Here is a 22,323-nt window from a genome sequence, read left to right as displayed (position 1 = left end):
AAAAAACATGAAAAAGATACTATATATAACAGGGTTTTTGGTACTGGGGATATTTGCTTCCTGCTCAGATTTTCTTGAAAATGATCCTCGAGGTGTGTTATCAGAAGAAGATATTGTAACACCACAATCAATAGAAGGATTTATGAATGCGGCTTACGCACAATTAGGAAACGACCACTACGATTCCCCATACAGCTTGTGGCCGTTTGGAAACGTACGATCTGATGATGCTTACAAAGGCGGAAGCGGTACCAATGATATTCAGGATTTTCACTTTTTTGAAGTTTCAAACAATATCAGATCTGATTTTGGCGAATTGGACTCTTTTTGGTACATCAGTTATGTGGGCATTTCCAGAGCCAATAAAGCTTTGAAAGCATTAGAACAAATTTCAGATGCAGATTATCCGCTAAAGAAAACACGTATTGCTGAAATGCGTTTTTTAAGAGGACATTTTTATTTTATGCTAAAAATTATGTTCAGAAATGTTCCTTATATCACAGAAGATATTCCGGTAGAAGAATATAAAACGATTTCCAACAAAGCACTTTCAAACGAAGAGCTTTGGAACAAAATTGCAGAAGATTTTCAAGCCGCAGCCGATGGTTTGCCGGAAGCTCAACCACAAGTAGGCCGTGCGACTAAAAAAGCAGCATACGCTTATCTGGCAAAAACACGCTTGTATCAGGCTTATACGCAAGATGAAACTTATAAAGTTACAGGAATCAACCAGCAGCATTTACAGGAAGTAATTGCAGCGACAGACAAAGTAATTGGAAAAGCAAGTCTGGAGCCTGATTTTGCCAATAATTTTTTACCTGGAACATATGAAAACGGGCCTGAATCTATTTTCTCAATTCAGTTCTCAGACAATGACGGAACTTTATACGGAAGATTGAATTTTTCAGATGTACTTTCAACTCCACAAGGTTTAGGATGCTGTGATTTTCATAAACCAAGTCAAAATTTAGTGAATGCTTTTAAAACAAGCACAAATGGTTTACCGGAATTTGATACTTATAACGACAATGATTTTGATTATAAAAATATTGACGCCAATACAGTTGACCCAAGATTGTATCACACCGTTGCAATGCCGGGATTACCATATAAATATGATCCTGAATTTCTATACGTCGAGGCTTGGGTTAGATCTCCGGGAACCTACGGTTATTTTGCTTCATTAAAAGAAAATGTGGCGCCAAGCTGCAGCTGTGTGGTAAATATTGATCCGTTTTACGGGAATTCAAAAAACAGAATCCAGATTCGTTATGCTGATGTGATTTTGATGCGCGCCGAAGCTTTAATTGAATTAGGAAGACATTCAGAGGCGTTGCCATTAATCAATCAAATTAGAGAAAGAGCGGCTCAGAGTACTGGAAGACTTCCTTATGTGAAGAATTTTAAAATCAACACTTATGTTGACGGAGTTAATTGTAATTGGACACAGGATTTTGCCCGTAAAGCCTTGCGTTGGGAGCGTCGTTTAGAACTCGCTATGGAAGGAAACCGTTTTTTTGACCTTGTTCGATGGGGCGTTACAGATCAGGTAATGAATGATTTTTATGCAGAGGAAAAAACAAAACGCACCTATTATCAGGATGCCTTTTTTGATGCACATAAAGAAGAGTATTGTCCAATTCCGTTGAAACAAATTAATTTCAGTCAGGGATTATACAAACAAAATCCAGGCTATTAATCTATTTTAAGAACATCAACATGAGAAAATTTATATATAAAAATTGGACCAGAGTGTCTTTGATACTGGCGGCGCTTTTTACAATTACGGCCTGCGAAAACAGCTTTGAAAATGACGGTTTTGATGTGAATTCACCATCAAATGTTACTTCTTTTAAAATAAATGGGGCAGCGGGTCAAATTGATCAGAAAACAGGAAAGATTAATATCACGTTGCCTTATGGATCTGACATCACAGCAGTAAAACCTGAAATGATACTTGAACAAGGTGCAACATCAAATCTGGATGTGACAGCTCCGGCTAATTTTACAAATCCTGTAAAGTTTAGAGTTACAAATGGCAATTTGTACAAAGACTACACCGTTACGACAGTAGTTTTGAGCCCAATTAAGAGTTTTACTATTAATGGAGTTGCAGCAACGGTAAACGATGGTAATAAAACCATTACCATGACCTTACCGGAAGGCACTAATTTAACCGCTTTAAAACCGATTATCGAAGTAACAGAAGGTGTTGCTATTTCGCCTGCCTCCGGTGCGGTAGTTGATTTTACAAACGCAGTGACTTTTGTAATAACCTCTAATGGAAAAAGTGTGAATTACACTGCTAATGTCGGGGTTCCGGTAACAGGTTTAGTTGTTGCTTTTTTAGGAACTGCCGCAACAAGATCCGAAATTACAAATCTGGATGAAATTACTGCTGCCGATTGGTTCTTCTCCACTTTTAGCGGAGCGAGATACATTTCGTTTGACAATATTCAAAATGGTGCTTATCTAAGTGATGTTGATGTAATTTGGTGGCATTTTGATTCTGCAGCTAATTTACCAGCAATTGCCTATAAACCTGCAGTTACTGCGGCTTTAAAGAATTTTAGAACTAACGGAGGAAATTTACTTTTAACTTCTTTTGCTTCACAATATGTAGATGCATTAGGAATTGTTCCTTCAGGAAAAGGGCCGAATAATGTTTTTGGAGATTTCCCGCCAAATGGATTTGTAGATGGAAACTCTTGGGGAATGTCTTTTTTAGGACATGAGAATCATCCAATTTTTGAAGGATTGACAACCTATGAAACAGGAAAAGCAAATTTATTGCAAAGCGGCACTTTTAGATTAAATCATACTGCATGGTGGTTTGTACCAGAATGGGGTGGCTATGTTAATGGAGAAGGCTGGAGAAATCAAACAGGAGGAACCAACTTAGCGAGTGAAGCTTGGGATAATAATCTTGATGGAAGAGTTACCATTGCCGAATTCCCAAATACAGGAACTAATAAAAACGTAATCGTGATTTCGATGGGGGCTTATGATTGGTATAATGAAACCAGCAGTAGCGGTGTTCCAAGCCAGTCAAATGGATTTATAGGTAATATCAAGCTTTTAACGCAAAATAGTATCAACTATTTGGCTAAAAATTAATCTATCATGAAATCAACAAAAATGAAATATAGCAATATAATAACCATAGTTTCCCTTTTCTTTTCGCTTATTTCCTGCAGTCAGGATGATACCTATATTGGAGGTTCTATTTCAGGAGGAAATGCTGAGATAACAAGCATTTTTCCTGTTCCGCCCTCACAATGGATGGGGGCAAATGATCCGTATTACAGCGCGGGCTATACAGGAGATATTATGCCTTTTTTCGATAGTGGAAAATTCCATATTTATTTCCTTCACGACGCACAGAATAAACCTGCAGGGAAAGGTTTTCATGATATCCATGAATATTTAAGTACTGATTTGGCTCATTTTACCTACGAAGGGCAAATGATTCCATACGGAAAAACTAACGATCCTGATTTTGCCATTGGCACAGGATCAGTTGTAAAAGCGGGTTCTCTTTATTATTTTTATTACACAGGACATAATGAAACTCCGGCTTTTGTACAATCAAATGCCAGGGAAAGTGTTTTGTGTGCTACAAGTTCTGATTTGAAAAATTGGACTAAACTGCCTGCTTTTAAAATTACAGCACCGGCAGGATATTATAATTATGATTTCAGAGATCCGCATGTTTTTTATAATGATGAGTTAAAAAAGTACTCAATGTTGGTTAGTACACAGACAGAGCCAGGCAGAAAAGCCGTTTTACTTCATTTTACAACTGCTGATCCGGCATCAGGAAAATGGGATGTTCAAACCCCAATTTATACGACAACACCACAAGATAATTATTTGATGATGGAATGTGCCGATATCTTTAAAATGGGGAATTATTGGTATCTGATTTTTTCTGAAAACTGGAGTGCTAATAAAGGAACACATTACAGAATGGCTGCTTCTATGAACGGACCTTGGATCAAGCCTGAAAATGATAGGATCGACGGAGAATATTTTTACGCAGGTAAAACCGCTTCAGATGGAAATAAAAGATATGTTTTTGGATGGAATGCCAGAAAAACACCCGAAAATGATTTAGGGAATAAAGATTGGGCGGGCAATATGGTGATTCATGAACTCAGTCAAAATATCGATGGAACATTATTAGCTCAGGCACCGCAGTCTGTTAAAGATTTATTTTCTAAAAAAAGCGTTAATCTCGAAGTTGATGCAATGACAGCAAATGTGACAGCAAATAATGGAAGTTATACTTTATCAAGCACAACAGATAAAGCAATGGCGACTTTTAAGGCTTTAGGTAAAAAAGCCAAACTAAAAGTAGAAGTTACATTCTCAAATGATGCAGGAACTACAGGATTTGTTTTCCATACCAATGATACCGGTAGTTATTATAAGATTGTTTTTGATCTAGCAAAAGGTATAGTTACAGGCTATAATTCTGCTGCACAAGAAGTAACGAGCATACCATTTCAATTTCAGACCAATACCAAATATAATATTGAAATAATTATCGAAGGAAGCGTTGTAGTACTTTACTTTAACGGAAAAACTGCTTTAACAAATCGAATTTACGGAAGAGATCAAAACAAATGGGGATTGATTGCGGAAGGTCAAAATAGTACTTTTTCTAATCTTCAGATTACAAAACAAGAATAACATTAATATAAAATACTTTTAGAATGAATAACGGAAAAAACCTTAAGGCGGCGGCCTACGGAGAAGTGCTTTGGGATGTTTTTGCCAATAAAAAAAAGATTGGCGGCGCACCACTCAATGTAGCACTGCGCATGAAAACACTAGGCTGCGAAGTAGCAATGATTAGCTGTGTAGGGAATGATGAAGATGGAAAGGCAATTATAGATCAGGTAAAAAGTTTAGGTCTTGAAACAGCTGCAATTATTAAATCCGAGGAATTTCCAACGGGTTTGGTAAACGTAACCGTAAACGAACGCGGATCTGCAAGTTATGAAATCAGTTATCCATCGGCTTGGGATAAGATCGTACTAAATGATTTTGCAAAGAAAAAAGCATTGGATGCCGATGTCCTAATTTATGGAAGTCTAGCTTGCAGAGATAAGGTTTCAACGGAATCTTTGAAAGAATTACTGCAGACAAAAGCCTATAAAGTTTTTGATGTTAATTTAAGAAAACCGTATTATTCGTATGAAATGCTGGAGCAATTAATGTTCTCGGCAGATTTTGTAAAGTTTAATGATGAAGAATTGTTAGAAATTACGGCAGCTATGGATTCACCCTTTACAAGTTTAGAAGAGAATATGAACTTCATTGCAGAAAGAACAAAAATAACGGATATGTGCGTCACGAGAGGCAAACATGGAGCATTATTGATGTGGAATGGCCAGATCTTTGAAAATGCAGGGTATCCTGTTGAAGTTGCCGATACAGTAGGAGCAGGAGATTCATTTTTAGCAGCTTTAATCACTTCATTACTTACTGGAAAAGAACCGCAAAAAGCAATTGATTTTGCTTGTGCAGTTGGAGCATTGGTAGCCGAAGCTCCAGGAGCAAGCCCGGAAATTCCATATTCTAAAATTGAAAATTTAGTATTGGGGATTAAAATTTAATTTTTGTTCTCGAATTAAACATTCATATTATTCGATTGCTTCGAATAGATGTGTTTTTTGAAGTTAAGCCCTATATCATAAAATAAGATATTGGGCTTTTTGTAAAATGTGCCACAGTTTTTATCTGGTTTAACAAATATTCATAATCTTTATAGATTACATCCCCATTCGAACCTAAAAATGTCAGGCCTTGATTTCGCTGAGTTTTTAATTTTTAAAATTCGATGTGCCATGATTCTGCCACAAAACTTAAACACGTGAAACATCAATAAAATTCGCCTTGGATTTTTGGTGGCAAAAAAGGTATCAAGTCCAATTATCTCGTGCTAAAATAAGTTGACTTATTTGGAGATATAACAATTTTTTTTATTGAAGAGAAAGCTTTATGCTTCATGGTAATTTCTATGACTGCAAAAAATGGTTTGTTGATTGTATCTGAGCTAAAAATGAGCAGAGTTTTTTTTAATACATATTTTTTTTTCTGGCAACCTATTCATCATGAAGTACTTAATTGTTCTTAATTTTATAAAGTTAATATTTGTTAATATTTATAATATTCCAGCGGTTTTTTGTTATAATATTGCGCAAAATTAAAGCGTACTAAGCGCTTTTTATAATTGCTGTTAATCAGCTGATTAAAAAAAGAAAAGTTAAAACATGAAGAAACCACTACTCATTTTACTGAGTGTCTATGGTATTTTACTCCATGGACAAAATGTAAAAATCCCGCAGAACGTCGCCACTCCAAATGCAGCTTCACTGGGAAAATTTGGCGACGTGCCAGTAAGTAATTATACAGGAAAAGTTAACGTCAGCGTCCCAATTTTTTCACTAAATGAGAATAATATACCATTAAACCTCTCCTTAAATTATGATACAGGGGGTGTTAAAGTTAATGAGCTGCCGAGCTGGATCGGACAGAACTGGAATATGGAAGCGGGAGGTGTCATTGTAAGGACGATGAAAGGTAAAGCGGTAGACGAATTATTTTTTGACTCGTCCTGGGCAAATTTCCCTTTAGCGCAAAAAGGTTATTTGTATAATTTTAATGCGCTGAACGCAGCTAACTGGACTGATACAAATTATCTGAAAAATTTAGTTCCAAATACACAGCATGATTTTGAACCTGATGTATTTACTTTTAATTTTTTAGGAAATACCGGTACATTCTTTTTAAATCATGATGGGACTTGGAAGGTTAAGTCCGACAGTAATTTAACAGTAGAAATCAATATGTCTGATAATGTTCTCACGCTGGGAAGAACAACACACTGTATGTCCTGCTACAATAATGCTGTACCGCCTAAATCTATAGGAAAAATTACTATTACCGATGAGCAGGGGAATAAATATGTTTTTGGAAATACTGCTAATTCTATTGAATATACACACAATAATCTCTTTGATTATTCAGGATCTTTAACAGCCGCTACTGCATGGTATTTAACTGGTGTTATAGACAGGCTAGGGAATCAGGTATATACATTTGAATATGATAGAGGCGACTATCAGGCATATTTTTATTTAAATCAGATGTTCTCCAAACGGCAGAAATATAAAAATGACAGCTTTTTAACTTTCCTTAATGAATGTGTCAATGCATCTGTGAGATCAAATACTGTTGGTGCCAGTCTTTTAGTTCCTAGTTATTTAAAGAAAATAACTACTTTGGGTGGTGTAACAGTAAATTTTTCCCGAAGTACCTCCAATTTTAAATATTATACGCCAGACGATGAAGATAATGTCCTAAGAGATAAGATGTTTGAATGGTCCTCGGCCTATGATCCGTCATCAAATTCTTATGAAAGGGATTTTTATCTGCTTGTGCATGATGCAAACGATAAGATGCTGCCTTTAACGGACGAAAAAGGCAATGGATTTGGGCTTGCCTATTTATTGAATAAGGTAAAGCTAGCCCAGTTAGATGCAATAACGATTAGTGACAAGGCATCTACAAAATATACAAAACTAATTAGAAATACTAACCTTAATGAACGTTTAAACCTTTTAGCGGTAGAAAACGGGACTTATGTAAATGGCAGCTGGAGGCCTGAGAATTCTTATAAATTTGAATACAACAGCTTTGACGAGCTTCCTTATTATCTTTCAAGGGCAATAGACCACTGGGGCTACTATAAAGGGACCAAATACAGTAATTCTTTTTTCAGTGTTAATGAATCTGATAAGTATGCACTGCATTATGACACAAGAAAACCTGATGCGGATTTTCTACAGATTGGAAGCCTGAAAAAGGTTGTCTATCCTACAGGCGGATATACAGAATTTAAATTTGAACCCCATTCGTACTCATCTTACGTTAACGATAAATTAGAACTGGCTTCTGAAAATGATATTGCCGGCGGTTTGAGAATTCAGCAGGTCACAAATTTTGACGGTGTAAAAAATAATGTAAAAACTTTTAAGTATACAACAGATATTGCTTCTAGTGTATCAAGTGGAATTCTTTCGCTAAAAAACAGGTATTATGTTGAGTGGCGTACTTATACAGAGGATCAGAGTGTTTATTTGGAAAAAAATTTTAGCATCAATAACCTGGTGCCTTTATCGAATTTCTCAGGAGGCCACATTGCTTATTCAAAGGTTTTTGAAATTGAAAACGGAAACGGCTATAAAGAATATCAGTATAATTCATACAATGAATATCCAGATATGCCTTATACCAAGACATTATCATACAGCCATAGTATTTTTGATGAAAAGAACTCAAACGATTTTAAAAGGGGGAAACTAAAAAGACTGATTTTCTTTAACGAACAGAAAACAAAACTTAAAGAGCAGATAAATGTTTATCAAAGTATTGGCAGCGGCAAATCAAGAGGATTTGATTATAACTTCATTTGTCCATGCTGTCCCAATATTTTTGAAATGGTGTATGCTGGAAATGCATATGAAAAAGAATACTCAGATTTTAAGATGACTTCTTCGCAGGAAATAAATTATTTGAATAAAAACCTGAGTATTGGAACCACATGGGAATATAAAACTTATCCTGAAAATTCTGCATTTTTTGGAAGCACTTATCTTCAGAGTGAAAAAAGTACACTCGGAGATTATACAAAATCAGTTAATTTTAAATATCCCTTTGATTATTCAGGAAGTTTAGAAACTGGTATGCTTGCTAAAAATTTCATACCGGTGCTGGAAACAATTGTGTCAAGAGATAATGAAATTATTTCCAGTCAGAAGAGTGTCTATGCATTACAGCAGTTAAATGGACAGTTTCGAGAAATGATGGTCAGTTCCCAAAAAGCAAAATCCACAAATCAGTATGAACTGGATAAAGTTGTGGATTTATATGACAGCAGAGGCAATATTATACAATATCACAATAAATATGGAGCTTATACGACTTTTTTATGGGGATATAATAAAACTAGAATAATTGCCAAGATTGAAAATGCTACTTACTTACAGACTGCTTCAGCACTCGGAATATCGACCACAGCTTTAGACAGTTACAGTGAGGTAAATTTGCCTGCTGTTAATGGATTAAGGGGCAGTGTTTTGATGTCAGATGCGATGATGTACAGTTATACATATCTTCCTCTTGTAGGTGTGACGAGCATAACTGATCCAAAAGGTCTTACTACGTATTATGAGTATGATATTTTTGGAAGACTTTCATTGGTAAAAGACAGTAATTTAAATGTTCTTCAGAGATACTGCTATGGATTTAAGGACAGACTGGTTGACTGCTCTGCTGCTGATCCATATGCAGTAATATATAAAAGTGCAGCCAGAAGCGCATCTTTCATAAAAAACAACTGCGCCGCAGGTGCAGTGGGATCCAGTGTGGCTTACAGCCAGGCTTCAGGTGCTGTTACTTCGACTATTTCCCAGGCAGATGCAGATGCAAAAGGTCTTACGCTGTTTAACACTAACGGCCAGGCCAATGCCAATGCAGCTGGGACATGTTTTTTTAACAGTGCGGCCAGAAGCGGATCTTTCACAAGAAACAATTGCGGTACAGGAACTGGATCTGTTGTGGCTTACAGCCAGGCTGCAGGTGCTGCTACTTCAACCATTTCTCAGGCAGATGCAGATGCAAAAGGTCTTGCGCTGTTTAATACCAGCGGACAGGCCAATGCCAATAATTTGGGAAGCTGTACCTACAGCAGTCCCGCTGAAAGCGGCAGCTTTACAAAAGGGGGCTGTCCTTCAGGTGCAGTCGGTTCGAGCGTGGTATACAGTCAGGCTGCAGGAGCGGTAACATCAACCATTTCACAGGCTGACGCCGATAAACTAGGTCATGATAAATTCTTGTCGGCCGGCCGTCAATATGCAAATTTAATGGGAGCCTGCTTATATAACAGTATTGCCTACAGTAATACCTTTTACAGACAAAATTGTCCTGAAGGACAATATGGTTCGGGAGTATTTTACAGCCAGCCTGCAGGTGCGGCAACCGGGAATACCCAGGCAGCGGCAGATGAGGCGGGACTTGCCAAATTTAATGCTGACGGTCTGGCAAATGCTAATCTGAACGGTACCTGTACCCAGGTGATTACCTATCAGTATGGATGGATATCGGCGAGTAAAACTCTCGCTATTGTGGCTAAAGCGGTTTCTAATCCTACGGGTTATACGCTTCGTTTTAATCTTGTATTTGCAGATGGTTATAATGTGGAGCCTAGAATTGTTGAGATCAATATGGCCCCTGGACAGCTTTCTAAAACCGGCTCTTTCGTACTGCCGGCTCCTGTCCAGAGTGTTCAGCTGGTTACAATATGGAAAAATTAATAATCACTAGTAAAAAAAGAAGATAATCGTGATAAAAAAATATTTACTCTTACTGTTTTTGTTATCTGCTGCTGGACAGTGGATAACAGCTCAGAGCTTCAGCGATGATAACTTCATTTATGTTGTTTCTCCAAAGAAACCTGTTTCCGCAAGTGCTTTGAATGCACTTAAAAAAGAGGAAAAGGTTCAGAAAGTTACCTATTTTGACGGCCTTGGCCGTCCAATACAAACTACCGCTATCGGCACGGGGGGGGATGGCTCAGATATTATAACTCCTGTAGAATATGATAATTACGGAAGACAGATAAAGGAATATCTTCCTTATACTCTTTCAAACTCTACATTATCTTATCCTCTTATGAGCATGACAGCTTCATTATCTTCGCTTGGAACTCTTTATAATACTGCTAAATATGAATATACTACGAACCCATATTCGGAACAGCAATTGGAGGCTTCTCCGTTAAACCGGGTTCTGAAACAGGCTGCTCCCGGTACATCATGGGAAATGGGTAAAGGCCACGAGATAAAATTGGACTACCAGTCTAATGTAGCTGCTGAAGTTCGTTTTTTTAAAGCTGTGACTGTTTGGAATACGGCCAATGAATTGTATGATATAAGTCTTTCTGATGCCGGAACGTATGCGGAAGGTGAATTATATAAAAATTTAGTATATGATGAGAATGCCGCTGTCCCTTTATCAGAAACTTCAGGATGCATTATAGAATTTAAGAATAAAGAAGGTCAGCTGGTACTGAAAAGAACTTATGGAAAAGTCGGTGCCGGTGCAGTTAATGAAAAACATGATACTTACTATGTGTATGATATCTACGGCAACCTTACTTATGTGATCACTCCTAAAGCTGATGGTGTTATTACCGGACAAGTTTTGAACGACCTATGTTATCAGTATAAATACGACCATCTTAATCGTCTGGTGGAAAAAAAACTTCCGGGGAAACAATGGGAGTTTATTGTTTATGATAAACTGGATCGTGTAGTAGCTACAGGACCTGCAAATTCGCCATTCAGCAATTTAACGTCTTCAGGCTGGGTAGTAACAAAATACGATGCCTTCAGCAGGCCGGTAATAACAGGATGGATGCCTGCAGTTTCTGTCACGGCCCTGGACAGGACTGATATCCAGAAAGCTAGAAATAATACTGCAGCAAATTTTAGCGAAACAAAATCTGCGGCATTAATTACAGTTAACAATGTTGATATCCGCTACACCAATCTGGCATGGCCGACTAACTCTGCGGCTGCGCCAGCGAGCGTTTACCATATCCTGACAGTAAATTATTATGATAACTATGATTATCCGGGGGCGCCTGTTTCCTTTACGGCGGCGGCGGGGCAGACTGTATTTTTTAATAATTCGACTTCAAAACCCACCGGTCTTGCTACAGGCAGCTGGACCCGAGTATTGGAAGGGAGCACCGCTCCGCTAAGAGCTGAAACAGCTTATGCACTTTATGATGAAAAAGCCAGAGCCATACGCAGTTATACATCCAATTTCCAAGGAGGAAATAAGCAGGTTGAGACTAATTTTGATTTCACAGGAAAAACTATTTATGCGATAACCACGCACCAGAGGGTTTCGGGCGGTACGGTAATTTCGATTCGTGACGATTATTCTTATACTGATCAGGACCGGTTAGAATCTGTCAGACAGACCACAGCAGGAAATACACAGCTGCTGGCTTTCAATGAATATGATGCACTTGGACAGCTGACCTCTAAAAAAGTAGGAAACACCCAGTCTGCACCGCTTCAGAAAGTGGATTATAGTTATAATATCAGAGGCTGGCTCAAGGGAATTAATAACATAAACCAGTTAACTAACGGATCGGATCCAAAAGATTTGTTCGCTTTTCAGATCAATTACGACGGGATTGCTGACGCATCCAAAAAATTATACAATGGGAACATCAGCCAGACGCTGTGGGCAAGTGATAATAATGATAAAAGCGTCAGAAACTATGTTTACAGCTATGATGCCCTGAACAGGCTCAAGAGTGCGGTGGATAATGCGGGGCTGTTCAGTGAGGATAATATACAATATGATAAGAACGGTAATATTCTCAAATTGCAGAGAAGGGGAGCAATAACTGCTAATCCATCTGCAGCGTTAGCGTCCAATTACGGGATGATGGATGATCTAAAATATGATTATGATTCTGGAAACCGATTAATGAAAGTCTCCGATGCAGCTGCGATTGACCAATTTGGGTTCAAGGACGATGCGGTGAATACGGTTTCCGATACTGTGGATGATTACTCATATGATGCCAATGGAAATATGCTTACTGATACCAATAAGGGAATCACAACCAGTATTTCTTATAATCATTTAAACCTGCCAGTAAAAATAACACTACCGGGTGGTAATATTACTTATCTTTACAATGCCGCCGGGGAGAAGATCCAGAAAACAGTTTTAGAAACTTCCCCTTCCAATACAACAACAACGGAGTATTTGGGCGGTTTTCAATATAAAAAAGTTAACACAGGAACATTTGACCTTCAGTTTTTTCCAACGCAGGAAGGTTATGTGGCTAACAATGCAGGAACGCTTTCATATGTTTTCCAGTACAAAGATCATCTTGGGAACGTAAGGCTGAGTTATGCTAAAAATGTTAGTTCTGGACTTACCGATATCATTGAGGAGAATAATTATTATGCTTTTGGACTCGAGCACCAAGGGTATAATAATATCCCTAAATTTGCATATGGAAGTTCAGCTGCAGAGCAGTATAAATACAATGGAAAAGAGCTTCAAGACGAGCTTGGGCTTGGGATGTTCGCAATGGACGCAAGACAATATGATCCTGCTATAGCAAGATGGATAGTTCAAGATCCAATTTTACATCATAGTCAATCTCCATACTCTGCATTTGACAATAATCCAGCATATTGGAAGGATCCTAGCGGTGCTGATGGAGAACATTATGATTGGAATAAAAATATGTATGTTAATAGTCAGGGTGATCAAGTATCATTTGGAGAAACTATGGCTAGTCAAGGATTAAATCAAGATGGAAGTACTTGCGATAAATGTCCTATAACTATTGCACATGGTAGAAGTATGATAAAGAATGCTAGAGCAGTGGGGATGAATTTTGCAGCTAACAATATGGAGTATTTTTTACAAGGTAAAGGAGGAAAATCAAAAGGGAAAAATGTTTCGTCTTCGTTTCTTATGTCTAATTTAAGCGTTAGAAAAGGAATTGCAGAAAATATACTGAACTTATTTAGTGTAAAATTTAATGATCAAATTAGTAAGATGAAATTAGGAGAGACAATAACTTTAAAAGGTACATGGAATAATTCTTATTATGCACGACATGACGAACCTGATTTATTATATGGAAGTGGAGGATACATAATTAAAACAAATGTTTCGTTTAAGGTTAGTAGGGGTAATACTTCAGTTTTCAATGGGTATACAATTTCAGGTTCTATTGAGGTTAGTTATCACGATGAATACAATTGGGATCCTGGTAAAGGTGATTACGTACCAGGTCTTGGTTATACTAGTGACGATGATTTTAGTGAATTAGTAGAAAATAATCAAGCTGCTGACTTTGATTTGGATTCCAAGTGGAAAATAAATTTAACAAATTGGAGCTGGTACGCAGCAGGATTAGATTATGCCGTTTTCAGAGGAATACAAGATAAAAAATAGAATTATTTAAACTAAAAAAAATGAAAAGGAACATTATATTTTTGATATTTATTCTCATTTCTTGTGGCAAGAAGATTGAATGTGAGGACAATATTAGTGTAAATAATATTACAATTAGAATTGAAAAAAGTAATCCTATTTTAAGAGAATACGATCGTTACTTAACAATAAATTGTAGTAAAGGGGATATTGACGAAATTAAAATACAAGGAGATATAGGTGTTGGTGCAAAGAGTTATTTGTATGATAATAGTAATTTTTTTACTTTAATTGATTGTGATAGTAGTTGGTATACTATTAATAAAAGTGACGGACAAGTTACTTTGATAGGGAAATTTTGGATGAAAGCTCCCCCTGAAAACTATTTAGGAACTTTTGTATTAAGTAGTAGGAATAATAAAGTTGAATTTATTAAGGAGAAAAATATAAAAGCTAACGACATTTACATGTATGGTGGAGGATGAGAAGATGCTAGACAGCACCTTGGAATTTGGTTAATGTTGGGTATTGTTTCAAAGTTAGTGATATGATATTTTAGATTTTTAACCTGTTGAAATAGAATAAATATCATTAAAAATAATTTAAAGATGAGCATTACTGCTCATCTTTTTTGTTTTAATATTGCCTTAAACGTGCTAATATGAATAAAAATGCGACATGGTGTTCCAGAATTAGTGATGATCTAAACTGTCCTAAATGCAAAGAGAAAAAGGTTATTAGAAATGGTAGAACTAAAAACTATAAACAGCAGTACTACTGTAAAATGTGCTGTCACCGTTTCATAGAAAGTTATACAAATCAAGCTTACAAATTAAATATCAATCAAAATATTATTCAATTAACCAAAGAGGGCCGCAGACACTGCTGGCTTTATTTACATTTACACCAGGTGCCGCCATAACGCGCTCTGTTTTTTCTTTCAGATAGGCGACTTTTATCTGCGCACGGGAAAATGTATCGATCGTATGGGCACGAAAATTCAAGACTCCGTTTTCATCCGCTGCTATATATTGGTTACGGTACGTATAGATGTAAATTATCCGTTTCATTTCAGGACTGTAATGCAGCATTCCATCTGTATCAAATACTCCGTCAATCTGTTTCTCCAGAAGCTGGGGAAGTGTTTTTGCATTTGCTTTTTTTCCAAAGCGGAATAGGCCGATGATATTATTGCTGGTTTTGGAACTAATACCCCTAAATACAATTGTGCTGCTGTCAATAGGAAATCCAATATTAAAATAGGGAGGGGGAGGAGTGAGCAAACTGGCTTTCCAGTCCTTAATTTTTCCACGGAAAACTGCAGGAGATCCGCCATCAAGGATGAAAAAATAAGGAGGAGTGACGGTCAGCTTGATAGATTTGAAGAAGAAGCCTCCTCTGTCCAGCGATGCTCTTATCATATGCTGGCGGAATCTGCTGTCAATCATTAATATGCTTAAGGCAGCAGTTGGATTTCCAAGATATATCTTTCCATTTCCATGACCGGCCAAGTAGTATGAATTATATTTTAAATCAACAGTTTTGATCAATGTTACGGGGTGATGCGGATATCGTCTGATAAATGGATTTTTATGCTGCATGATTTCTTCCGAAGACACAAACAAAATAAGTACTGCTGAAATGCATACAGCAAAGCTTATCATTAGTTTTAGCGGACTTGCCAGAGTCAGTCTTAAAGCATCTGTTTTTGTGCGGAGACGATAATCCAGCAATAGGGCTGTTGCTCCCAGTGCAACAAAAAACAGGTTGAAAATCAAATGCTGTTTCCAGCTCATCTTCTCTAAAATGCCGCCGCATGAACAAGGGAGAAAAGAACTGTAGTTGAGCATTATAAAAATGTACGCAGTAAACATGCTCATCAAACAGAATCCGGCATAAAGAGCCTTTATTCTGGTCTTTCGAAAAAGAAGGAATATCGCAATGCCAAATTCTATGATCAGCACAGTCCACGATATCCAGGATGCAAAAGCGCTCAGCAATGGTGACTGTGCAAGTTCCACTTGAAAATTTTCGAAATCAAGCCCTTTGTTCATAGCCGCATAAACCAGCAGCAGCATATACAATAGACATACAATTTCGATAAATAGGCTGCTTATTTTGCCGGGTGCTTTCATAGTTTTGACCAATTAGATTTGAGGTTTCAGATACGCAGACAAAAATTTGATTCTTATTGATTATTTAAGTCTGTTTCTTTGTTTTTTGTTTTTGGCTTGGAGTGTAATGCTTTGAATCGCCTTCGGAAAGTATGAAGCAAAATTACGCAGGCTGGCTGGCTGTATTGTTACCAAAAACAGGCTGAGATTTTTGAATAACATTCAATCTAAGTTAAAAGTTGAAAATCATCTGTTTAAATTGATATGGAGCAATAAAAAAAGACACCCATAAAATAAATTTAAAAGGTGCCTTTTGCTTTAATCTGATAAAATCTTACTTGGCCGGCTGATTGAAGATCTGCAATTTTTCATGCAGCTCATTCAGGCCTGCTTTTTGAAGGCATTCGTCGCTTAAAATCTTTAATTCTTCAAGGCTGTCGGCGGGTATGCTTCCTAAAAAAGCGGAGGATTTGAAATCATCCTGCACGGCCGATCCGCGTTCAACTACATGCTTTAAAAGCAGTACATTCTTGCGTGAAATCTTCAGATCAATTTTCACTACTTCATTCATGCCTGGGATACTCAAGATAGTATCAAAAACTTTGGCTACATCATTTGTTGTCAGCATAATTTTCACGTTTTAGATTAATAATTAATTCCTGTAAAGTTATAAAGGAGCCTTTAAATTCTCATGTACATAATATGTCCATGATAAGTGAAATCCAAACCCATTATGTAATTTCGTCTTGTAAAAACAACTGCTTCCTTATTGATGCATCATCAATATTTTTGCAGCCAGCTTTTAAAATGATGTTGAAAATCGGAAAGATTGCCACGTTTCTGCAATCGGCAAGATGTCCGTTTGTTAAACAACCGAATCTTGCTGCCCTTTACTCGGAACTCGTAGGCAGTGAAACTGCAAGTTTAAAAATATGTGAAGAAATAATGAAAAAGATAAATGATGGAAAAAGAAACTTCAAACAGAACACGGATTGTAGGGCTTCGTTTTACCCCTGAAGAATATCAGAAAATAGAACGGAAATGGAAAGCCAGCACCTGCAGAAAACTCAGCGATTACATCCGTATGCATTTATTCAATAAGCCCATTACAGTGAAGTATAGAAGTGAGTCTCTTGATGAATTTATGGCTGAAGTTATAAAGCTGAAAAGCGAACTTCATTCTCTTGGAAACAACTTCAATCAGTCTGTAAAAAAACTCCATACCCTGAGGCAGATTCCGGAGTTTAAAGCATGGATTTTAAACTCGGAATTAGAGCGCAAAATGCTTTTGGACAAGGTCGAGGAAATTAAAATCCACTTCCAAAGAATTACTGAAAAATGGTTGCAGTAATTAAGACGGGGAATTCTGTGCATAATATTTTTAATTACAATGAAAATAAAGTGAAAGAAGGAATTGCCGAATGCATAGGAGAAGGAAATTATCCTCTTGAAGCTACAAAATTAACGGATGTGATGAAGCTAAACAGGCTTCTGAAACAGAATGCACTTAATGAAAATGTAAAGAGGAACAGCGTACATATTTCACTGAATTTTGATCCTTCTGAATCTGCATTATCAAATGAAAAGATGCTTGAAATAGCATCGCAGTACATGCAGAAAATAGGTTTTGGAAACCAGCCTTATTTAATTTACAGGCATTATGATGCGGGACATCCGCATCTGCATTTGGTTTCTATAAAAGTTAGAGAAAACGGCAGCAGGATTGATATGCAGAATATAGGAAGAAACCAGTCTGAAGCAGCGCGAAAGGAGATTGAAAAAATGTTCGGTTTGGTTCAGGCTCAGGAAAAGAAAAATACCAGACATGAGCTTATCAAACCTATTGTACTTTCAAAGATTAAATACGGCAAAACAGAATCAAAAAGCGCCGTACAGTCGGTTCTTGATCATGTGCTTCCGGCATATAAATACAAAAGCCTCTCCGAGCTGAATGCAGTGCTGGGGCTGTATAATGTAATGGCGGACAGGGGAGAGGAAAATTCAAGAATATTCAAAACAAATGGTCTGTTGTACAGAACGCTGGACGAGAATCGAAAACCAGTTGGTGTTCCTTTGAAATCAAGCGGATTTTATAGTAAACCGACTTTAAAGTTTCTACAGATGAAGTTTCTGCAGAATGCTAACACGGCATCCCATAAGAAGAGAATTGCTAATGCTGTTGACCTTATACTTTTAAGCAGAAGCGTTTCGCTTTCTGATTTGGAATTGGAGCTGAGAAAGGAAGGAATAAACGTGGTTTTCAGAAAAAGTGCCGGGGGACAGCTTTATGGGATCACTTATGTGGACCACACTTCAAAATGCGTATTTAACGGCAGCGATTTAGGAAAGTCCTACAGTGCTAAATTGATAGAGCGCCGATGTCGATTATCTTTTGAAAATGAAAAAGAAAAGCCTATTTCAGTTCTTTCTGAGATACCTAAATCTAATAAAGCTATTGGTCAGGAAAAAAATAATGAAAGTTTTTTCAAAGACCTGCAGCAGGATTTGAAATCCCTTGATTTCGAATCTGCTGTTGAAAAGATGATAGAGTTAATAACCAAGGTTGAGAATGATGTTTTTTATGTTCCAAATCAGCTTAAAAAAGCATCAAAAAAGAAAAGAGTAAGAAGACGTTCTAATAATTTATAAATTTAAAGACAATGGCTATGCAGACAGGAGAGAATGAACAAGCACTGAGAAAAATACTGGATATGACAAGATTAATCAGTGTCATTATACTGGTATTGCATTTTTATTTTTTCTGCTATGAAGCTTTTGAGCGCTGGCATCTTGCAGGTGAAATCATGGAGAAAATAGTAGACAGGATTTCCAGAACTGGACTTTTTGATGATTTCCATAAATCAAAACTTTTTTCACTGTTGCTATTGGCAGTTTCTCTCATAGGAGCGAAAGGGAAAAAAGACCAGAAAATGAATTATAGAACTGCTTTAGTTTATATTTTCAACGGTCTATTAGTTTACTTTGCTGCAGCGGCTGTTTTTTATTTTCCAATTAACGGAGTATACAAAGCTGGAATCTATATTAGCCTAACATCTCTGGGGTTTCTGTTGATGCTTTCAGGAGGAACTTTGTTATCCAGAATAATAAAAACAAAATTTCAGAATGGCGATGTTTTTAATAAAGAGAATGAAACTTTTCCTCAGGAAGAAAGGCTTTTGGAAAATGAATACTCCATTAACCTTCCTGCCCGCTATTATTTGAAAAATAAGATCCGAAAAAGCTGGATTAATATTATAAATCCGTTTCGGGGACTGCTGGTTTTAGGAAGCCCCGGTTCCGGAAAATCCTATTTTGTCATCAGGCATGTTATAACCCAGCATATAAAGAAAGGATTCACCATGTTTGTGTATGATTTCAAGTATGATGATCTCTCCAAAATTGTCTACAATACATTTGAAAAAAATAAAGGGGCCTATAAAATAATTCCCCAATGCTACTTTATAAATTTTGATAAAATTATGCACAGATGCAATCCTTTAGATCCAAAAGGAATGCAAGATATTACAGACGCATCGGAATCTGCCCGCACTATTTTGATGGGGCTCAACAGGGAATGGATTAGAAAGCAGGGAGACTTTTTTGTAGAGTCTCCCATTAACTTTCTTTCCGCTGTCATCTGGTATCTCAGAAAGTATAGTGATGGGGAATTCTGTACCCTGCCTCATGTCATTGAACTTATGCAGGTAGACTACGATAATCTTTTTACATTGCTCAGAACAGAAAAGGAAATTGAGGTGCTGATTAATCCTTTTGTCAGTGCTTACCTGCAGGAGGCAAATGACCAGCTGGAGGGGCAGATTGGCACAGCTAAAATTGCTATGGCACGTTTGTCCTCTCCCCAGTTGTATTATGTGCTGTCAGGTAATGATTTTACTTTGGATATTAATAATCCAGACCAGCCCAAGATTGTCTGCATGGGAAACAATCCGCAGAAGATACAGATTTACGGAGCAGTTTTGTCACTGTATGTTAATAGGCTGGTAAAGTTGGTAAATAAAAAAGGCAGGCTCAAATCCAGTCTGATTTTCGATGAATTTCCAACCATTTATCTCAACAACATGGACAGCCTTATTGCTACGGCAAGAAGCAATAAAGTGGCGACGTGTTTAGGCATCCAGGATTTCAGCCAGCTTCGAAAGGACTATGGAAGGGAGCAGGCAGATGTCATAATGAATATCACAGGAAACATCATTTCCGGACAGGTAACAGGTGATACCTCCAAACAGTTATCGGAGCGTTTTGGCAAAATTCTGCAGGATAGGGAAAGCCTTTCAATCAGCAGCAACGACACCTCCATCAGCCGTTCCAAGCAGCTGGAATCGGCAGTGCCTCCTTCTAAAATTTCAGCGCTCAGTTCGGGAGAATTTGTGGGCATGGTAGCCGATAATCCCGACTGTAAAATTGAACTTAAAACTTTTCACAGCGAGATTATTAATGATCATGATTCTTTAAGAAAAGAAGAAGAAAGTTTTAAAGAAATCCCGCCGGTCCGCAAAATTGATGAGTCTATGATTCAGCGGAATTATCTGCAGATTAAACAGGATGTCCAAGATATTATTCATTCTGAAATAGAACGCCTCTTGAACGATCCTGCGCAGGTTTATTTGGTGTTAAAAAAAGAGCAGAAATAGAGAAGTAAAAATGTTGATTGTTCAGCAGTATTTAAAAGTATAATACTGCTCATAAAGACATTCTTAATCAAGCCGTCAGCACTATTACGAAATATTAGCATCGCATATCTGATGGCGCATTTATAAGTGCTTATTAATTAGTTTCTTGGCATTTGTCTGGGCTATGCCTGATGCATTTCATAAAGAAAAAAAGGATATATTTGGGAATATTAATTAATGATTTTCTAACGTCAATAATAGAATTTTCACTATTACGATTATGCAGCATGCGATAGACATCGATGGGAAAAAAATTAGTCCTTCTTCTTCGGGGCAGATTGCCGTCTGCGGTTTCTGCGGAGAGAAAGTGCGTGGAAGATGCGGTGAAATTAACATCTGGCATTGGCAGCATGTCTCTAACGCCGATTGTGATGTGTGGAAAGAGGGTGAAACCGAATGGCATCGGGTTTGGAAGAGCCAGTTTCCATTTGACTGGCAGGAGACCATCATAGAAAAAAACGATGAGAGACACATCGCAGACATTCTTACATCAGATGGGATTGTTATCGAATTTCAAAATTCTGCTATTTCTTCATCAACTATTTCAATACGGGAAAGATTTTACGAAAAAATGATCTGGGTAATAAATGCGCAGAGTTTTAAAAACAATCTGATTACCGAAGATGTAGCAGGAAAACAGCTGGCAGAGATTGATAACCGTTATGCTGAAAAGAAAAGGCTGCTGAGTAAGCACAACTCCCAGGCACTGCTTAATTTAAAGCAGAACCAAAACGCAAGGGCTTCAGAAATCCAATCCAGGGAATATGAATTGAGACAGTTGATGTCAGTGACCGATATTTTTAAAAGCTGTAATAAAAATGCGGAAACTTTTGCAGAGCAGATTATAAATATCTGGCAGAGCGATAATTTAGCTGTAGATCCGTCCCTTATCGAGATTACTAATGATGATGCACTTGTTAGCAAGAAGATGTTTTTCAGGCTACTAGCTGATCTTAAACGCAATAAGCATTATCTGGATTTGCGAGGAAATACCACATGCGAAATTGAGAAACTTGATTTTGAGCGTAAGGAAATATTGGCTGAGCTTGAAAGTTTAAAGCCGGTTGTGAAGGAAGAATTGAAATTTGTTGCTTCAAAGTACTTATATTTGGAAGACGAAATTGCACAGCTACAAAGAATTATTTCATTTTTGGAGGGTAAGGATGCTGCAGACGATAAGCAGATGAAGGATCTGAAAGCCGAAATCGACAATTACATCAACGCGAATTTGAAAATATTGGAAGCTGATTTTCTTGAAGAGAGAAATGAAATTATTCAGGATAAAAACAAGCTGAAGCTCACTTGGAAACATGCAAGAAAAAGCTGGTTATCAGCTGCCGCACCGATTTACTTCGACATCGGTGACGGTAAATTGCTGTACAATCATCCTGATAATAAGGTTAGCATATTGACAGTTGGTGAATTTATTTCTACACATGATCCTGCGGATAACTAGCCTACTGCAA

13 protein-coding genes are annotated in these 22,323 nt (G+C 37.3%); 11 read left to right on the top strand and 2 right to left on the bottom strand.

Annotated elements, in window-relative coordinates; translation table 11 throughout:
- Positions 1-7 precede the first annotated feature (7 nt).
- The 7 genes from ASE21_RS15325 to ASE21_RS15295 all read left to right on the top strand — a co-directional run bounded on the left by ASE21_RS15325 (position 8) and on the right by ASE21_RS15295 (position 14,537).
- The gene (locus tag ASE21_RS15325; RefSeq protein WP_057123559.1) at positions 8-1,699 is read left to right on the top strand and encodes a RagB/SusD family nutrient uptake outer membrane protein; all 1,692 of its coding nucleotides are present in this window, start codon (positions 8-10) and stop codon (positions 1,697-1,699) included.
- A 20-nt stretch (positions 1,700-1,719) separates the two neighbouring features.
- The gene (locus ASE21_RS15320) at positions 1,720-3,117 is read left to right on the top strand and encodes a DUF4960 domain-containing protein (protein WP_057123558.1); all 1,398 of its coding nucleotides are present in this window, start codon (positions 1,720-1,722) and stop codon (positions 3,115-3,117) included.
- Positions 3,118-3,123: 6 nt separating this feature from the next.
- A complete protein-coding gene (locus tag ASE21_RS15315) occupies positions 3,124-4,695 on the top strand; it encodes a glycoside hydrolase family 32 protein (RefSeq protein ID WP_057123557.1) in 1,572 nt (523 codons plus the stop codon).
- A 23-nt stretch (positions 4,696-4,718) separates the two neighbouring features.
- A complete protein-coding gene (locus tag ASE21_RS15310) occupies positions 4,719-5,624 on the top strand; it encodes a carbohydrate kinase family protein (protein ID WP_057123556.1) in 906 nt (301 codons plus the stop codon).
- A gap of 657 nt (positions 5,625-6,281) precedes the next feature.
- Positions 6,282-10,385 carry a DUF5977 domain-containing protein gene (locus ASE21_RS15305; RefSeq protein WP_057123555.1) on the top strand — a complete coding sequence of 1,368 codons (4,104 nt, stop codon included), beginning with the start codon at positions 6,282-6,284 and terminating at the stop codon, positions 10,383-10,385.
- Between the two features lie 28 nt (positions 10,386-10,413).
- Complete coding sequence (locus ASE21_RS15300) at positions 10,414-14,073, top strand: DUF6443 domain-containing protein (RefSeq protein WP_128414704.1); 3,660 nt, start codon at positions 10,414-10,416, stop codon at positions 14,071-14,073.
- Between the two features lie 20 nt (positions 14,074-14,093).
- Positions 14,094-14,537: a hypothetical protein gene (locus tag ASE21_RS15295; RefSeq protein ID WP_057123553.1), complete on the top strand. Its 444-nt coding sequence runs from the start codon at positions 14,094-14,096 to the stop codon at positions 14,535-14,537.
- Positions 14,538-14,903: 366 nt separating this feature from the next.
- Here the strand turns inward: ASE21_RS15295 and ASE21_RS15290 are convergent, their stop codons facing one another.
- Positions 14,904-16,187 (bottom strand): MauE/DoxX family redox-associated membrane protein, encoded by a 1,284-nt coding sequence (locus ASE21_RS15290; protein ID WP_057123552.1) that lies wholly within the window; start codon positions 16,185-16,187, stop codon positions 14,904-14,906.
- Positions 16,188-16,500: 313 nt separating this feature from the next.
- Positions 16,501-16,794 carry a hypothetical protein gene (locus tag ASE21_RS15285; RefSeq protein ID WP_057123551.1) on the bottom strand — a complete coding sequence of 98 codons (294 nt, stop codon included), beginning with the start codon at positions 16,792-16,794 and terminating at the stop codon, positions 16,501-16,503.
- A 330-nt stretch (positions 16,795-17,124) separates the two neighbouring features.
- On the opposite strand from ASE21_RS15285, the gene ASE21_RS15280 reads away from it, so the two are divergent.
- The 4 genes from ASE21_RS15280 (at position 17,125) to ASE21_RS15265 (ending at position 22,313) form a co-directional block, all read left to right on the top strand.
- Complete coding sequence (locus ASE21_RS15280; RefSeq protein ID WP_082603487.1) at positions 17,125-17,517, top strand: plasmid mobilization protein; 393 nt, start codon at positions 17,125-17,127, stop codon at positions 17,515-17,517.
- Entirely contained in the window at positions 17,505-18,815 is a 1,311-nt protein-coding gene (locus ASE21_RS15275) for a relaxase/mobilization nuclease domain-containing protein (protein ID WP_057123550.1), read from the top strand. The genes ASE21_RS15280 and ASE21_RS15275 overlap by 13 nt, the downstream gene beginning before the upstream one ends.
- A gap of 17 nt (positions 18,816-18,832) precedes the next feature.
- Positions 18,833-20,818, top strand: coding sequence for a conjugal transfer protein MobC (gene mobC / locus ASE21_RS15270; protein WP_057123599.1), 1,986 nt, complete (start codon positions 18,833-18,835; stop codon positions 20,816-20,818).
- Between the two features lie 259 nt (positions 20,819-21,077).
- On the top strand, positions 21,078-22,313 hold the full coding sequence (locus ASE21_RS15265; protein WP_057123549.1) for a competence protein CoiA: 1,236 nt from the start codon (positions 21,078-21,080) through the stop codon (positions 22,311-22,313).
- Positions 22,314-22,323 lie beyond the last annotated feature (10 nt).

It is taken from the genome of Flavobacterium sp. Root901, assembly GCF_001429765.1.
Lineage (GTDB): Bacteria > Bacteroidota > Bacteroidia > Flavobacteriales > Flavobacteriaceae > Flavobacterium.
This window is presented reverse-complemented; position numbering and strand designations above follow the sequence as displayed.

What these genes read in the sequence shown, in the direction of transcription:
- ASE21_RS15325 (WP_057123559.1), top strand. Translation starts at nt 8, where the DNA reads ATGAAAAAGATACTATATATAACAGGGTTTTTGGTACTGGGGATATTT.
- ASE21_RS15320 (WP_057123558.1), top strand. Translation starts at nt 1,720, where the DNA reads ATGAGAAAATTTATATATAAAAATTGGACCAGAGTGTCTTTGATACTG.
- ASE21_RS15315 (WP_057123557.1), top strand. Translation starts at nt 3,124, where the DNA reads ATGAAATCAACAAAAATGAAATATAGCAATATAATAACCATAGTTTCC.
- ASE21_RS15310 (WP_057123556.1), top strand. Translation starts at nt 4,719, where the DNA reads ATGAATAACGGAAAAAACCTTAAGGCGGCGGCCTACGGAGAAGTGCTT.
- ASE21_RS15305 (WP_057123555.1), top strand. Translation starts at nt 6,282, where the DNA reads ATGAAGAAACCACTACTCATTTTACTGAGTGTCTATGGTATTTTACTC.
- ASE21_RS15295 (WP_057123553.1), top strand. Translation starts at nt 14,094, where the DNA reads ATGAAAAGGAACATTATATTTTTGATATTTATTCTCATTTCTTGTGGC.
- ASE21_RS15290 (WP_057123552.1), bottom strand. Translation starts at nt 16,187, where the DNA reads ATGAAAGCACCCGGCAAAATAAGCAGCCTATTTATCGAAATTGTATGT.
- ASE21_RS15285 (WP_057123551.1), bottom strand. Translation starts at nt 16,794, where the DNA reads ATGCTGACAACAAATGATGTAGCCAAAGTTTTTGATACTATCTTGAGT.
- ASE21_RS15280 (WP_082603487.1), top strand. Translation starts at nt 17,125, where the DNA reads ATGATGGAAAAAGAAACTTCAAACAGAACACGGATTGTAGGGCTTCGT.
- ASE21_RS15275 (WP_057123550.1), top strand. Translation starts at nt 17,505, where the DNA reads ATGGTTGCAGTAATTAAGACGGGGAATTCTGTGCATAATATTTTTAAT.
- mobC (WP_057123599.1), top strand. Translation starts at nt 18,833, where the DNA reads ATGCAGACAGGAGAGAATGAACAAGCACTGAGAAAAATACTGGATATG.
- ASE21_RS15265 (WP_057123549.1), top strand. Translation starts at nt 21,078, where the DNA reads ATGCAGCATGCGATAGACATCGATGGGAAAAAAATTAGTCCTTCTTCT.